Here is a 12,482-nt window from a genome sequence, read left to right as displayed (position 1 = left end):
GGACGGGCTGCCGGACCGGCTCGGCCCCGAGCTGACGACCCAGGCCGAGGCCCACCTGGTCGAGCAGGCCGCCCACTTCAGCCCCCGGGCACTGAAAAGACTCGGCGAGCACCTGCTGGCGGTGCTGGCCCCCGAGATCGCCGACGCCGAGGAGCACCGCCGGCTCGAGGCCGAGGAACGCGCCGCCCGCCGCACCACCCGACTGACCCTGCGGGTCCGCGGCGACGGGTCCACCGACATTCAGATCCGGGTGCCCGACCACGTCGCCTCCCGGCTCAGGGTCTACCTCGAGGCCCTCGCCGCACCCCGACGCGACCACCTCACCGAGGCCGGGACGGGGAGCAGCGAGGGTGGGAGCAGCGAGGTGGAGCGGCTGCCCTACCCCCGCCGGTTGGGGGAGGCGTTCTGCGTCCTGCTCGAACGCCTCCCCACCCAGGTGCTGCCGCAGCACGGCGGCACCGCCACCACCGTGATGGTCACCATCGACCTCGCCCAGCTCACGACCGGGCTCGGGGCCGCGGGCCTGGCCACCGGGGACCGGATCACCGCCGCCCAGGCCCGCCGGCTGGCCTGCACCGCGCAGATCATCCCGGTCGTGCTCGGCGGCGACTCCGAGGTCCTCGACCTCGGCCGCACCCGCCGCCTCTTCTCACCCGCCCAGCGCAAGGCCATGGTCATCCGGGACCGACGCTGCCGCGGCGAAGGATGCGCCATCCCGCCCGCCTGGTGCGAGGCCCACCACCTCGACACCCCCTGGGCCCGAGGAGGGAAGACCGACCTCGCAGACGGCGTACTCCTCTGCTCCTGGCACCACCACCGCGCCCACGACCCCCGCTTCGGCACCGACCGGCTCCCCAACGGCGACGTCAGGTTCACCCGACGCAGGTAGGCCGACCCGCGCCCAGACCCCACAGCCCCGGAGTCACCCGGACGGACGAGGTTGCCGCCTCCTGCCGCGGGTACTGCCGAGCGAGACGTCCGCCACCAGACGACCGAGGAGAGTCCGATCGTGCCAGCCGACCAGCAGCAACTCGTGGAGCGCATCGCCGAGGTGGCCGGAGACCGCGGCCTCAAGATCGCCGCCGCAGAATCGCTCACCTGCGGGCGGGTGCTCTCCGCCCTCGGAGCGGGGCCGAACGCCTCCTCCTGGCTCGCCGGAGGCGTCGTCGCCTACGACGAGGAGGTGAAGTTCGGCCTGCTCGGCGTCACCCGAGGACCCGTCATCACGGCCCTCTGCGCCCGGGAGCTGGCCACCGGGGTGGCCAAGGTCCTCGACGCCGACGTGGCGATCGGCATCACCGGGTGCGGCGGCCCCGACCCCGAGGAGGGCCAGCCGCCCGGCACCGTCTACATCGCGGTCGCCGCCGACGGCGAGGTGCACGAGTCGCACCGACGTGTCGACACCGACGAGCCCGACGCGATCCTCGACGAGGTGACCACCGCGGCCCTGCGGCTGCTCGCCGACACCATCGCGTAGCCGTCACGGACCGGAGACGTGTTGCGGCCGGCCTGCCCGGTCAAAGGACTCAGGGGCCAGCCGGCCGCGGTCTCAAGAAGGTAAGTGCCCACCTACGCCCTGCCAGCCCCAATAGGGGGTGGATGACCCATGTGCGCGCGGATCAGTGACTTTGGTCCCGAGCCCCCAGTCGAGCGACCTGGGCGCGCAGGCGGCGTACCTCGTCCTCGAGCTCGAGCACCCGCGCGATGCCGGCCAGGTTCAGCCCCTCGGCCAGCAGGTCGCGGATCCGGTGCAGGCGCTCGACGTCCGCACGGCTGTAGAGCCGCGTCCCCCCGGCGGTGCGGTCCGGCTCGAGCAGGCCACGGCGCTCGTAGACGCGCAGGTTCTGCACCTGCATGGACACCATCTCGGCCGCCACCGAGATCGCGAAGACGCCGCGAGTCTGTTCGCTCATGGGACTTGATTCTGCCTGACTTTTGGAATACAAGAAACCTATAACCGTTGATACAGGTGTAAGGCCGTTCACGCATCGGCCCCGCACCACGCACCACACAGCAGAAGCAGACACACCAGAAGCAGGAGGACATCGTGATGTTGCTGCGTACGACCGACCCGTTCCGTGACTTCGACCGCCTCACCCAGCAGATCTTCGGCACCACGAACCGTCCCGCCGTGATGCCGATGGACGCGTGGCGCGAGGGCGACAAGTTCGTCATCGAGTTCGACCTGCCCGGGGTGTCCCCGGAGAGCATCGACCTCGACGTCGAGCGCAACGTGCTGACCGTGCGGGCCGAGCGAGTGGCCCGCAACGGCGACTGGGAGATGCTCGCCTCCGAGCGGCCGCGCGGCGTCTTCAGCCGCCAGCTCGTCCTCGGTGACAACCTCGACCTCGACCGCATCGAGGCCGGCTACGACGGCGGCGTGCTCCGCCTGCTGGTCCCGGTCGCGGAGAAGGCCAAGCCGCGCAAGATCGAGGTCACGACCGGCACCGACTCCGGACGCACCGCCATCGAGGCCTGACCCCGCCGGGGTGCAGCGAGGGCCACTCCCTGTGGGGGGTGGCCCTCGCTCAGCTCCTGCCCGTGCGGGCGTCCACGGCGCTCAGCCGCCCGGGTGCAGACGCATGCGGGACGCGGCCGGCGGGTTGACCTTGCGCACCTCGCGCCGGCGCCGCGGCCAGATCGCCACCAGCGCGACGACCGCCATCGCGAGCACGAACACCGCGAGCAGCAGCCAACCCAGCGGCAGGCCCAGCGCCAGGCCGGTGCCGGCGAGCCCGCTGCCGGTGAGCCCGGTCATCGTCAGCGTCGACGGCTGTTGGTACATCTCCCCCTGCCCTCCGGTCTATCCCCAGGCCGCGGCACGACCGCGGCCGATGTCGTAGAAGCACTTCAGGTTCACCACGTGCTTGAACAGGCCGTAGCCCATGTCGAGCACCAGGCTCAGCGCGACCAGCACCGCCAGCGGCCCCGCCCGCAGCACGGTCACCACCCGCTCGGTCACGAACACGGCCCCCACCACCAGCCAGAACGGCTGCACGTGCAGGGTGCCGTTGACGGCAGTGACCGCGGTCAGGGTCAGGTAGACCAGCAGCATCACCAGCTCGACCAGCGACCATGCCTGCCGGGCGGCGTACGGCCAGGTCACCCGGGTGATGCCGTAGGTCCGCAGGTTGTCCAGGGCGCCGCGCTGCCAGCGCACCCGCTGCCGCCACAGCGCCCGCCAGGTCGGCATCACCTCGGTGCTGACCCAGCACTCCATCGGCGAGAGGCACGCGTGCCCGAGGGTCTTGACGGCCAGGGTCAGCTCGCTGTCCTCGGTGATGTTCTGCTCGTCGTAGAAGACGTCCGGGCCGAGCGGCGTACCCCCCGCCAGCAGGCCGGTACGCCGCGCCGCGGCCACCTCGCGCAGGGTCGAGACCCGCAGGGCGGTGGCGGTGCCGGTGAGGACGAAGGCGCGGCAGTCGGTGCGCCGGGCCAGCTGGCGGGCGTAGCGGACGTACTCCATCCGCTGGAGCAGCCCGATCAGGCCGGCACCCCGCTGGCCGTAGAAGATGCCGCCGACCGCCCCGACCCCCGGGCGGGCGAGCGTGTCGAGCGCGACCGTGGTCCAGTCGTCGGCGATGACGGAGTCGGCGTCCGTCACCATGACCACGTCGTCGTCCTCGAGCCCGCGGAGGATGCGACGCAGCGCCTGGTTGAGCGCGCCCGCCTTGCGGCGGAGGTTGCGGGTGGACCGGAAGACCTGGGCGCCGGCGCCGCGGGCGCGGAGCTGGGTGCGGTCGGAGCAGTTGTCGGCGACCACGACGATCCGGTCGGGTGGCACGGCCTGGCGCTTCAACGACGCCACGGCGGCGGTGATCGTGGACTCCTCGTCGTGCGCGGGGACGAGGGCGACGAGCAGCGGTCGGTCGCGGCGTTTCTCCCCATGCCGGACCGGTGCCACACCCGGCGTTCCGGTCCGCGTCCCGCCGGACGCAGCCACGACCGACCGCATGCCCATCGCTCCCCCCACTCGCCGAGCGATCGGCGAGCCCAGGTGGCCGAGCCCCCCGCCCGGCCTGGTGGATCCATGCTGGAACGGCGGGGTCCCGGGCCGTGCCAATGCTGGGTAGAGGTCCCCCAAATTGGTGAGCAGCCAGGCGTGGCCCCGGGGCGTCAGCCGCCCGCGAAGGGCGGGAGGAACTCCACCGTCTGGCCCGGCGCGACCAGCACCCCGTCGGGGTCCTCGGCGCTCACCGGCCGGTCGCCCAGCAGCGTCGAGCAGGTGCGCAGCACGTCGGGCAGCCTGGTGCCCGGGTGCAGCGCGACGGCGCGGCGTACGACCTCGGCCAAGGTGATCGGCCCGTCGACCGGGAGCTCGTCGCCCGCGACCCCGGCCGCGGCCTTGGCCGATGCCCAGTAGTGCACGGTGACGGTGCCCGCTCCGGGGCGCGCCGTCTCACCGGTTCCCGATCCCGCCGTGGTGACGTCCATGTTTCGGTATTCTTGCCGATCAGCGAACAGACCGAGGCCCAGCGTTGCGTTTCGGTCCGCCCGGCCCCACGGGAGGACTAAGCATTGAGCACCCTGCTGCTTCTCACCAGCGCCCTGCAGCCGTCGGTCGAGGTGCTTCCCGGCCTCTCCCTCCTCGGCCACCAGGTCAAGATCCTCCCCGCCGAGGGCAGCGCGCTCCTCGAGGCGCCCGAAGTCGACCTGCTGCTCGTCGACGGCCGCCAGGACCTCGCCCACGCCCGTGACCTGTGCCGCCTGATCCGCACCACCGGCACCGAGGTCCCGGTCCTGCTCATCGTCACCGAGGGCGGCCTCGCCGTCGTCGCCCACGACTGGGGCATGGACGACGTGGTGCTGCACACCTGCGGCCCCGCCGAGCTCGAGGCCCGCATCAAGCTCGCGATCGGCCGGCTGCTGGCCCGCCGCGACGCCGACGACCCCGAGTCCCACGTGATCCGCACCGGCGAGGTCGTGGTCGACGACGCGACGTACACCGCGAAGGTCGGCGGCCGCCCCCTCGACCTGACGTTCAAGGAGTTCGAGCTCCTCAAGTTCCTCGCCCAGCACCCCGGTCGGGTCTTCAGCCGGCAGCAGCTGCTGCAGGAGGTGTGGGGCTACGACTACTTCGGCGGCACCCGCACCGTCGACGTGCACGTGCGGCGGCTGCGCGCCAAGCTCGGCCCCGAGAACGAGACGCTGATCGGGACGGTGCGCAACGTGGGCTACCGGTTCGTGCTGCCGTCCAAGGACAGCGAGCGGGCGCGCGAGGAGCAGGACGCCTGAGCCCGGGATCGTGGAGCGGTTGGCGTACGACGTACGTCGCAGGCTCCACGATCAGGCGGCGCTGCACCCCGGGCCGCAGGCGGTCACCGTCCCGGTCCACCCACGGCGGCGGAGGATCCGGCCGAGACGGTTCGCGGTCCGGCACGGGGTGCCGAAGACCTGCGCCCAGCGCAGCCGGACCGACTCGCGGCCCTCCGCGTGGTCGTCGAGGTCCCGGTCGGCGTCCCGGCCTGGGCGTCCCAGGCGGCATGCCCCACCCGGCCGTCGAGCTCGACGTCGAGGCCCTGCACCTCGTACTCCACGTCGCGGTACTCCACCCGGCCGTCGGGCGTACGCCGGCGCTGACGCGTCCCCTCGGGCAGGCCGTGCGGTCGCTGCACCCGGGTGAGGTAACCGTGCTCGAGCACCGAGCAGGTGCCCTGCTCGAGGTCGTCGAGCAGGGCCGCCAGCAGGCCGCGACGGCGGATCCGCGACCGACCCGCGAGGGCCCGGCGCAACCTCGGCGCCGTCGTCCGGCGCGAGCCCACGGCCCGGGTCAGGATGCCGATCGCGTCGAGCTCGGACCCAGCCCGGTGGGCGAGCTCGAGCGCGTTCTCCTCGACCCTCACCCGGGGCGGGCTGCGGTGCCAGTCGACCTTCTTCTCCAGGCCCCTGACCCGGTGGATGCGGACCCCGTCCACCTCCGAGACCCGCCTGTTCGCGTCGATCGCCAGGTGGACCGGCCCGTCGCCCGGCGGGTCCTCGGCCGAGTCCAGGAACAGTGCGGACCGGCCGGCGTGCAGCACCGCCGCCCAGCCGCGCTGCCGCGAGGTCAACGGTCCGGTGTGGTTCACGTAGACGCCGGTGTGGACCGGGCTGAGCTCACGACGGCGCAGCAGCCGCTCGAGGTCGTGCGGGGCCTGTCCGCACGCCTTGAGCTGGCGACGGGTGATCAGGCCGTCCTGCGCGATCAGGAGCTGCTCGAGGTCCTCCGGGTCGTCGTCCATGCCGGGCAGCCTTCCCGGGAGGCGCCCGGTCCCGAACTCCCCCGCGCCCATCTGTGGACGAGCGAGATCGTGGAGTGGTCGTCGTACCCGACACGTCAACGACTCCACGATCCCGACCTCCCTAGGCTGGCCCCGTGGACATCGACGCGATCGCCGCCGCGGCCGAGGCCGCCGACGGCGCGGCACCCCTGGACGAGGCGACCCGGCTGGCGCTGCGCCACCACCCCGACCGGGTGCGGTCCTGGCAGCGGGACGAGGCGTTCGCGCTGGTGATCGGCGACGAGCTGACGCTGGTCGTGCACCCCGACGCCCGGGGGCGCGGCGAGGGCGGCCGGCTGCTCGGCGAGGTGCTCGCCGAGACCGGTGGCGCGCTGAGCGCCTGGTCGCACGGCGACCACCCGGCGGCGGCCCGGCTCGCGCAGGAGCACGGCTTCGACCGGGTCCGCGAGCTCTGGGTGATGCGCCGGGACATGACCGGTCCCCTGCCCGCGCTGACGGTCCGCGACGGCATCGTCGTACGCAGCTACCGGCCGGAGGACGCCGACGAGGTGGTCCGGGTCAACGCGGCGGCTTTCGCCGCGCACCCCGAGCAGGGGGCGATGGACGCCGCGAACCTGGCCGAGCGGATGGCCGAGCCGTGGTTCGACCCCGCGGGGCTGCTGGTGGCGACCGAGTCCAGTGGCCACGGGCTGCTCGGCTTCCACTGGACCAAGCGGCACTCCCCCGAGCTCGGGGAGGTGTACGTCGTCGGGATCGACCCCGGCGCGCAGGGCCGCGGGCTGGGCAGGACGCTGACCCTTGCCGGCCTTCACCACCTCGCCGACGGCGGCGCGCGGGAGGTGCTGCTGTACGTCGAGTCCGACAACGCGCCCGCGATCGCGGTGTACTCCGGGCTCGGGTTCGAGCACGCGCCCAGCGACACGCACGTGATGTACCGCCGCGGTTGATGGGTCAGCCGGCCGCCCAGTGGCCCGGCCCGGCGAGGGTACGCCGCAGCAGCGCCCGCACCCGCGCCTGCAGCTCGACCAGCCCGAACGGCTTGACGACGTAGTCGTCGGCCCCGTGGTCCAGCCCGACCACCCGGTCCGCCTCCTCGCCGCGCGCGGTCAGGATGATCAGGCCGCCGTCGTACCCGTCCACGCGGGCCCGCGCGCACACCTCGAGCCCGTCGATGTCGGGCAGGCCGAGGTCGAGGACGACGAGCTCGGCGGGGTGGCGGGTGAGGTACTCAAGCGCCACCGAGCCGGTCTCCACCCACGTGACGACGTAGCCCTCGTGCTCGAGGACGTGGACCAGCGTCAGCGCGATGTCCTCGTCGTCCTCGACGAGGAGCACGCGCGGTGGGCCGAGGACGGAGCCGATCGGGTCGGTCGGGAGGTGAGGGCTGGCCATCAGAAGTCCTGGTCCGCTCCGCCTCGCTCGGTGACCGCCGTCGTCACGCTCGACCGACCGACGACGTCGGTGACCGCGACCGGCGCCCAGGTCATGGTGTTGGCGACCAAGCCGGTGAGGAGGTCGCCGGTGCTCGCAGGGGTGCCGAGCGTGACCGTGATGACGGTGACCGGGTGGTTCTGGGGGTCCATGTCCTGGGTGGCCGTCATCGTGGCCTGGTACGTGACGTTCTTGTTGTTCTTGATGAAGCGCGCAGACAGCGTCACTGTCCCCAGGTTGGCGGTGCCGAACGAGAGCGTGTCGGCGCTGTTGCCGCTGTTGCCGCCCAGAGTGACCGTCACCGGCACGGCGGATCCGTAGGTGAGGCCGGACTGGATGGAGCCCAGGTTCACCAGACCCGTGTAGGTGAGCACCACCTTGTCCCCAGCGTCGATCGTCCCGATCACGCCGCCCTTGACCCCGTCGACGTCGTACGCGCCGAGAACCCGGTTGTCCACCGTCGTCGCGACCGCCGATGAGGCGAAATCGGGAGCGGTCAAGCCCTGGGCCATCACCGCACGGACCTCGTAGCTGCCGTAGGTGGTGGCGGACGTGTTCCACGGGCACGAGTAGGACCCCGAGACCGGCGTCGTGACCGTGCACGCGGTGGCCCACGTCGTCGTCCCCGTGGGCCGGACCTCGAACCGGACACTGCTGACACCCGCGTTGGAGGACGCGGTGGCACTGAGCGTGGTCGTGGCCCCGACGTACGCCGCCGCGGCCGGGCTGGTGACGCTCACGGACGCGGCCGCGTTGTCGACCGTCACGTGGTTGGTGGACGAGGTGACGGCCGTTCCGTCGGCCTTCGTCAGCCGCACCTGCAGGTCGTACTGCCCGTAGACGACGGCGCTGGTGTTCCAGCCACAGTTGAAGGAGCCCGCGGCCACCGAGCAGGTGGTGGTCGTGGGCGTCCCCGTCGGCGAGGTCGGCGTGGCCGTGAGTGTGAGCGAGGAGACCGCCTGGTGCACCACGTACGTGCCGGTCACGCTGACCGAGGCCTGGTTGCGCACCGTCGCTCCGGCCGCCGGGGCGCTGATCGAGGCGCTCGCGGTGTGGTCGACGGTGACGGTCCGGGTCGCCGAGGTCACGTCGTTGCCCTGACCGCGGGTCATGACGGCCTGCAGCTCGTAACCGCCCGACAGCTGACTTGTGTCCCACGAGCAGGAGTAGGGCGCACTCGTGTCCGTGCAGACCGGCGTGAACGAACCCCCCGGCAGGGCTCGGTAGTCGACCCTGACCTGCGTCACTCCGCTCGGTGACGAGGCGCTGACGTCGACGGCGACGGTCCCGTCGACCGTGGCTCCCGCCGCCGGGCTGGTGATGCTCACCGTCGACGGCGTGTTGTCCACGATGCGCGCCACCGTGGCGGAGGTCGTGGTGCTGCCGGCTCGGTCGGTGACGACCACGCGGAAGTCGTAGCTGGTGCCGTTCGTCAGGGTGGTGGTGTCGAGGTTGCAGGAGTACGGCGCGGTGGAGTCGGTGCCGCAGCCGCTCCAGGCGCCGGCGCCGGAGACCCGGTGCTGGAACTCGACCGACGCCACCCCCGAGGTCGCGTCCGCGGCGTTCGCGGTCAGCGTGACGGTGCCCGAGAGCGGGGCGGCGGGCACGACCACCTCGGCCTTCGAGGGGGCGGTGTTGTCGACGACGACGCCGCTCTGGGTGGCCGTGTGGCCGGACGAGGCGCGCAGGCGCACGTCGTACGTCCCGTCGGCGACCGCGGTGGTGGCCCACGCGCACTGCACGGTCGGCGCCTGGGCGGTGCAGCCGTTGTCGAGCTGCGTCCAGGTGGCGCCGGTGCGGTACTCCAGGAAGAGGTCGACCGTCCCGGGGACGCCGGCCAGGTCACCCCGCACCGGGACCGTGCCCTTGATCGCCGCCGGCAGCGGGGTGAGCACCGCCGTGGCGTTGTTGGCCACCGTCGTGCTGACCGTGGCGGACGTCGCGCTGTAGCCGGCGGTGTCGGTCGCGGTGGCCCGCACCTGGTAGCCGCCGTCCGGGACCAGCGTGGTGTCGACGACGCAGGTGTAGGTCACCGGGTTGGTGCCGGTCGCCGAGCACCCGGGGACGGCGACCCACGTGCCCGAGCCGGCCGCGGCGGCCTCCACCGCGACCGAGGCGATGGACGACCTGGCGTCGTTCGCCGTCGCGGTCAGCGTGACGGTCCCCCGCACCGCGGCCGGGAGCGGCGCGACGGTGACGACGGGCGGAGTCCAGTCGTCGGCGGCCGCGACCGCCACCGGCGTGGCGGTCGTGCGGGTCCAGGTCGCCCCCGAGACCTGCACGCCGACCAGCACGCTGACCGTGAGGAGCAGCGCGCTGAGGGCGAGGAAGGTCCTGGACAGCACGTCGTCACCGGGTCGCGCTGAGCGACGGCTCGCTCGCCGTGAGGTCGTCGCCCGGGAGCTCGTCGTCGTCACGACGACGCAGCACCTGGATCACCTGGGCCAGGCTGATGAGCGTGATGATGCCGGCGGGCACCCCGATGAACATGATCCGGGTCTGGCGGTCCGCCAGCCAGATCAGGGGCCAGCCGGCGTACGGCACCGCGAACTTCACCCGTGCCTGCTCGTCGTGGTCGAGCCGGAACTTCCACGGGTCGGGCTGGGGCACGGCGTCGCCCTGGGTGCGGAACGTCTGGCCGTGGATGCTGATGATCCGGTGGGTGACCAGGTGGTCGACCCCGGAGCCGGCCGGCGGCTGGTAGGTGATGATGTCGCCCACCTCGAGCTCGCTGACCGGCACGACCTCCTCGTAGGCGAGCGAGCCGAGGTCGATCGTGCCGGTCATCGACGTGCCGGTGATCGCGTAGCGCTGGAGCCCGAAGAACGCGGGCACGATGAACGCGAGCCCGACCACGGTGAACACGACGCTGAGCGTCGTCGTCAGCGTTCGCACCCACCGTCGTGGACGCGTCGGCCGCGTCACGATCTCCATGTCCTACTCCCCCGGGTAGTCCAGTCCTGCGGTCCTGCGTGCGCTCAGCCCCTGCTGGGGCCGAGCGCGTGGGTCACGGGAACGTCACCGTGGTCCCGGACTCAGGGTCGGAGGTGGTGGTGGTGACGAACGCGAGGTCCGCGCTGGCGGACTTGCTCTGGTTCTGGCTGCCGGCGCTGCTGGGCATGCTGACCGTGATGGTCACGTCCTCGGAGCCGTAGCCGTCCGCCAGGGTTCCGAGGTCGACGGTCCCGTCGGTCGCGAGTGACTCGAAGTTGACGACGCCGCTGTCCTCGCCGTTCCCCTCGATGCGGATCTTGAGGTCGCCGGCGGTGAAGCCACTGCTGACGTTCGTCACGACCAGGCTCAGGTCGGCATCGAGGTTGTTGGTGGCGTCCTCGGTGATCGTGACCGTGCCCGACTCCGACGCACCGGGCTTGAGCCGGGTCACCGTCAGCGTCGCGTTGTTGTGGTTGTTCGTGTGCATGATCTTGCCGGCCGTGATCGACACGTGGTTGTGCGTCGTGGACGTCCAGGTCGCCCCCGAACCCACGGTCACGGCGGCCGCGACCAGCATCGTCCCCAGCGGAATCAGCAGCTTGCGGTTGTTCTTCATAGCGTTCCCCCCACACAAGCGCTCGTTCGACGAGCGATTTCGTTGTTGTCCCCTACCGGTCGACGAACCTAGGTAGCGCCAGGCAACGAGTGACCCACGGCCGATCCACGAATGATCCACATTTAGGTAACAAGGGTCTTGACAGCGGCCCGCCGGTGGGCGGGGTTCGACCGCCGGCCGGGAGGTGCCGGGACCGCACGCAAGGCACTACGCTCCCGGTCGATGAACTCGGCCGCCACCCCTCCCCACGACGACCAGGTCGAGACCGGCTCTCGGCGCGACCGCACGCGCCCGGACGACGGCGGCGGGCGGCGCTGGCGACGGCGTACGGACGCCGTGCCGGCGTGGAACGAGAGCCCGGAGCAGGCGGTACGTCGGGCGGCCGAGCAGACCGCGGCCGCCGAGCGGGCAGCCGTGCTGCGTCAGTCGGCCGAGCGCGCGGCCGCTGAGCAGGCCGCCGAGCGGCTGGTGGCCGAGGAAGCCGCCCGCGAGGCAGTGACCGCCCGCGCCGAGGCGGACCGGCTCGCGGCCGAGCACGCCGCCACGGCCGCGGACGCCGTCGCCGCGCGTGAGAAGGCCGAGCGCGCGCTCGCGGTGCACGTCTCCGAGCGCGCGTCGGCCGAGCAGGCCGCCGTCGACGCCCGGCACGCCCGCCGGGCTGCCGAGGCCGCCGCGCAGGAGCAGGCCGAGGCCGCCCAGCGCGCCCACGAGCTGAGGGCCGCGGCGGAGCAGGCGGCCGCCGAGCAGGCGGACGCGCGCGCTGCGGCCGACGAGGCGGCCCGCGAGCAGGCAGACCTCGCCGCCGCGGCCCACGCCGCACGCGCCGAGGCGGAGGAGGACGCGCGCACGCGTACGGTCACCGCCACCCGCGCCCACGCCGAGCGCCAGGCCGCCGAGCAGGCAGCCCGCGAGCAGGCCGAGCGGGCCGCGGACTCCCACCGTGCGCGGCTCGCCGCCGAGGAGACGGCCACCCGTCTCGCCGACGAGGCCGCCGCCGCGGCGCTCGCCCATGCGGAGGCGTCGCGGCTGGCCACCGAGGCCCGGGAGGCCGCCGAGCGGCTGGCCTCCGAGCAGGCCGAGGCCCGCGCGGCCGCGGAGCGGATCGCCGCCGACCAGGCCGACGCGCGCACCGCCGCCGAGGACACCGCCCGGCTGCAGGCCGAGCTCGCCGCCGGCGCCCACGAGGACCGTGCTCGCGCCGAGGCGGCCGCGGAGGCCGCCGCGGAGACGGCCCGGGCGGCGCAGGCCGACCGGCAGGCGGCCGAGGAGGCCACCCGCGA

General features: G+C 73.0%; 14 protein-coding genes and 1 pseudogene. 6 read left to right on the top strand and 9 right to left on the bottom strand.

The window, feature by feature from the left end; all coding sequences use genetic code 11:
- Nucleotides 1-889 (top strand): HNH endonuclease signature motif containing protein (locus tag ACFO9I_RS13755; RefSeq protein WP_379181751.1); only part of this gene is annotated, 889 nt, incomplete at its 5' end.
- A gap of 120 nt (nt 890-1,009) precedes the next feature.
- Nucleotides 1,010-1,477 carry a CinA family protein gene (locus tag ACFO9I_RS13750; RefSeq protein WP_379181749.1) on the top strand — a complete coding sequence of 156 codons (468 nt, stop codon included), beginning with the start codon at nt 1,010-1,012 and terminating at the stop codon, nt 1,475-1,477.
- Nucleotides 1,478-1,619: 142 nt separating this feature from the next.
- On the opposite strand, the gene ACFO9I_RS13745 is transcribed toward ACFO9I_RS13750, so the two are convergent.
- A complete protein-coding gene (locus ACFO9I_RS13745; RefSeq protein ID WP_379181747.1) occupies nt 1,620-1,913 on the bottom strand; it encodes a MerR family transcriptional regulator in 294 nt (97 codons plus the stop codon).
- A gap of 137 nt (nt 1,914-2,050) precedes the next feature.
- On the opposite strand from ACFO9I_RS13745, the gene ACFO9I_RS13740 reads away from it, so the two are divergent.
- Nucleotides 2,051-2,479, top strand: coding sequence for an Hsp20/alpha crystallin family protein (locus ACFO9I_RS13740; RefSeq protein ID WP_379181746.1), 429 nt, complete (start codon nt 2,051-2,053; stop codon nt 2,477-2,479).
- Between the two features lie 81 nt (nt 2,480-2,560).
- Here the strand turns inward: ACFO9I_RS13740 and ACFO9I_RS13735 are convergent, their stop codons facing one another.
- The 3 genes from ACFO9I_RS13735 to ACFO9I_RS13725 form a co-directional block, all read right to left on the bottom strand.
- Nucleotides 2,561-2,785, bottom strand: a complete 225-nt coding sequence (locus tag ACFO9I_RS13735; RefSeq protein WP_379181744.1) for a hypothetical protein — start codon at nt 2,783-2,785, stop codon at nt 2,561-2,563.
- 18 nt (nt 2,786-2,803) lie between these two features.
- Nucleotides 2,804-3,961 (bottom strand): glycosyltransferase family 2 protein, encoded by a 1,158-nt coding sequence (locus tag ACFO9I_RS13730; protein WP_379181742.1) that lies wholly within the window; start codon nt 3,959-3,961, stop codon nt 2,804-2,806.
- Between the two features lie 155 nt (nt 3,962-4,116).
- Nucleotides 4,117-4,434 carry a MoaD/ThiS family protein gene (locus tag ACFO9I_RS13725; protein WP_379181740.1) on the bottom strand — a complete coding sequence of 106 codons (318 nt, stop codon included), beginning with the start codon at nt 4,432-4,434 and terminating at the stop codon, nt 4,117-4,119.
- Between the two features lie 84 nt (nt 4,435-4,518).
- On the opposite strand from ACFO9I_RS13725, the gene ACFO9I_RS13720 reads away from it, so the two are divergent.
- On the top strand, nt 4,519-5,235 hold the full coding sequence (locus ACFO9I_RS13720) for a response regulator transcription factor (RefSeq protein ID WP_379181738.1): 717 nt from the start codon (nt 4,519-4,521) through the stop codon (nt 5,233-5,235).
- A gap of 83 nt (nt 5,236-5,318) precedes the next feature.
- Here ACFO9I_RS13720 and ACFO9I_RS13715 read toward each other — a convergent pair whose 3' ends face one another.
- A complete protein-coding gene (locus ACFO9I_RS13715) occupies nt 5,319-6,221 on the bottom strand; it encodes a hypothetical protein (protein ID WP_379181736.1) in 903 nt (300 codons plus the stop codon).
- A 134-nt stretch (nt 6,222-6,355) separates the two neighbouring features.
- Here ACFO9I_RS13715 and mshD point away from each other — a divergent pair, with 134 nt between their 5' ends.
- Complete coding sequence (gene mshD, locus ACFO9I_RS13710; protein WP_379181734.1) at nt 6,356-7,168, top strand: mycothiol synthase; 813 nt, start codon at nt 6,356-6,358, stop codon at nt 7,166-7,168.
- 4 nt (nt 7,169-7,172) lie between these two features.
- Here the strand turns inward: mshD and ACFO9I_RS13705 are convergent, their stop codons facing one another.
- From ACFO9I_RS13705 to ACFO9I_RS13690, 4 genes are all read right to left on the bottom strand, one after another.
- Nucleotides 7,173-7,613, bottom strand: a complete 441-nt coding sequence (locus tag ACFO9I_RS13705; protein ID WP_379181732.1) for a response regulator transcription factor — start codon at nt 7,611-7,613, stop codon at nt 7,173-7,175.
- Nucleotides 7,613-9,997: an Ig-like domain-containing protein gene (locus ACFO9I_RS13700; RefSeq protein WP_379181730.1), complete on the bottom strand. Its 2,385-nt coding sequence runs from the start codon at nt 9,995-9,997 to the stop codon at nt 7,613-7,615. Before ACFO9I_RS13700 ends, ACFO9I_RS13705 begins: the two co-directional genes overlap by 1 nt.
- Nucleotides 9,998-10,001: 4 nt before the next feature.
- The gene (locus tag ACFO9I_RS13695; RefSeq protein WP_379181728.1) at nt 10,002-10,547 is read right to left on the bottom strand and encodes a signal peptidase I; all 546 of its coding nucleotides are present in this window, start codon (nt 10,545-10,547) and stop codon (nt 10,002-10,004) included.
- 112 nt (nt 10,548-10,659) lie between these two features.
- A complete protein-coding gene (locus ACFO9I_RS13690; protein WP_379181726.1) occupies nt 10,660-11,202 on the bottom strand; it encodes a hypothetical protein in 543 nt (180 codons plus the stop codon).
- Nucleotides 11,203-11,424: 222 nt separating this feature from the next.
- On the opposite strand from ACFO9I_RS13690, the pseudogene ACFO9I_RS13685 reads away from it, so the two are divergent.
- Nucleotides 11,425-12,482 (top strand): annotated as a pseudogene (locus ACFO9I_RS13685) (hypothetical protein); the annotation flags it as partial.

Origin of the sequence: Nocardioides sp. GCM10023255 (assembly GCF_042653125.1) — a bacterium.
GTDB lineage: Bacteria > Actinomycetota > Actinomycetes > Propionibacteriales > Nocardioidaceae > Nocardioides.
This window is presented reverse-complemented; position numbering and strand designations above follow the sequence as displayed.

Bases quoted from the DNA above. Each gene is read 5' to 3' on its own strand.
- ACFO9I_RS13725 (WP_379181740.1), bottom strand. From the start codon at position 4,434: ATGGACGTCACCACGGCGGGATCGGGAACCGGTGAGACGGCGCGCCCC.
- ACFO9I_RS13730 (WP_379181742.1), bottom strand. From the start codon at position 3,961: ATGGGCATGCGGTCGGTCGTGGCTGCGTCCGGCGGGACGCGGACCGGA.
- ACFO9I_RS13735 (WP_379181744.1), bottom strand. From the start codon at position 2,785: ATGTACCAACAGCCGTCGACGCTGACGATGACCGGGCTCACCGGCAGC.
- ACFO9I_RS13705 (WP_379181732.1), bottom strand. From the start codon at position 7,613: ATGGCCAGCCCTCACCTCCCGACCGACCCGATCGGCTCCGTCCTCGGC.
- ACFO9I_RS13745 (WP_379181747.1), bottom strand. From the start codon at position 1,913: ATGAGCGAACAGACTCGCGGCGTCTTCGCGATCTCGGTGGCGGCCGAG.
- ACFO9I_RS13715 (WP_379181736.1), bottom strand. From the start codon at position 6,221: ATGGACGACGACCCGGAGGACCTCGAGCAGCTCCTGATCGCGCAGGAC.
- ACFO9I_RS13740 (WP_379181746.1), top strand. From the start codon at position 2,051: ATGTTGCTGCGTACGACCGACCCGTTCCGTGACTTCGACCGCCTCACC.
- ACFO9I_RS13690 (WP_379181726.1), bottom strand. From the start codon at position 11,202: ATGAAGAACAACCGCAAGCTGCTGATTCCGCTGGGGACGATGCTGGTC.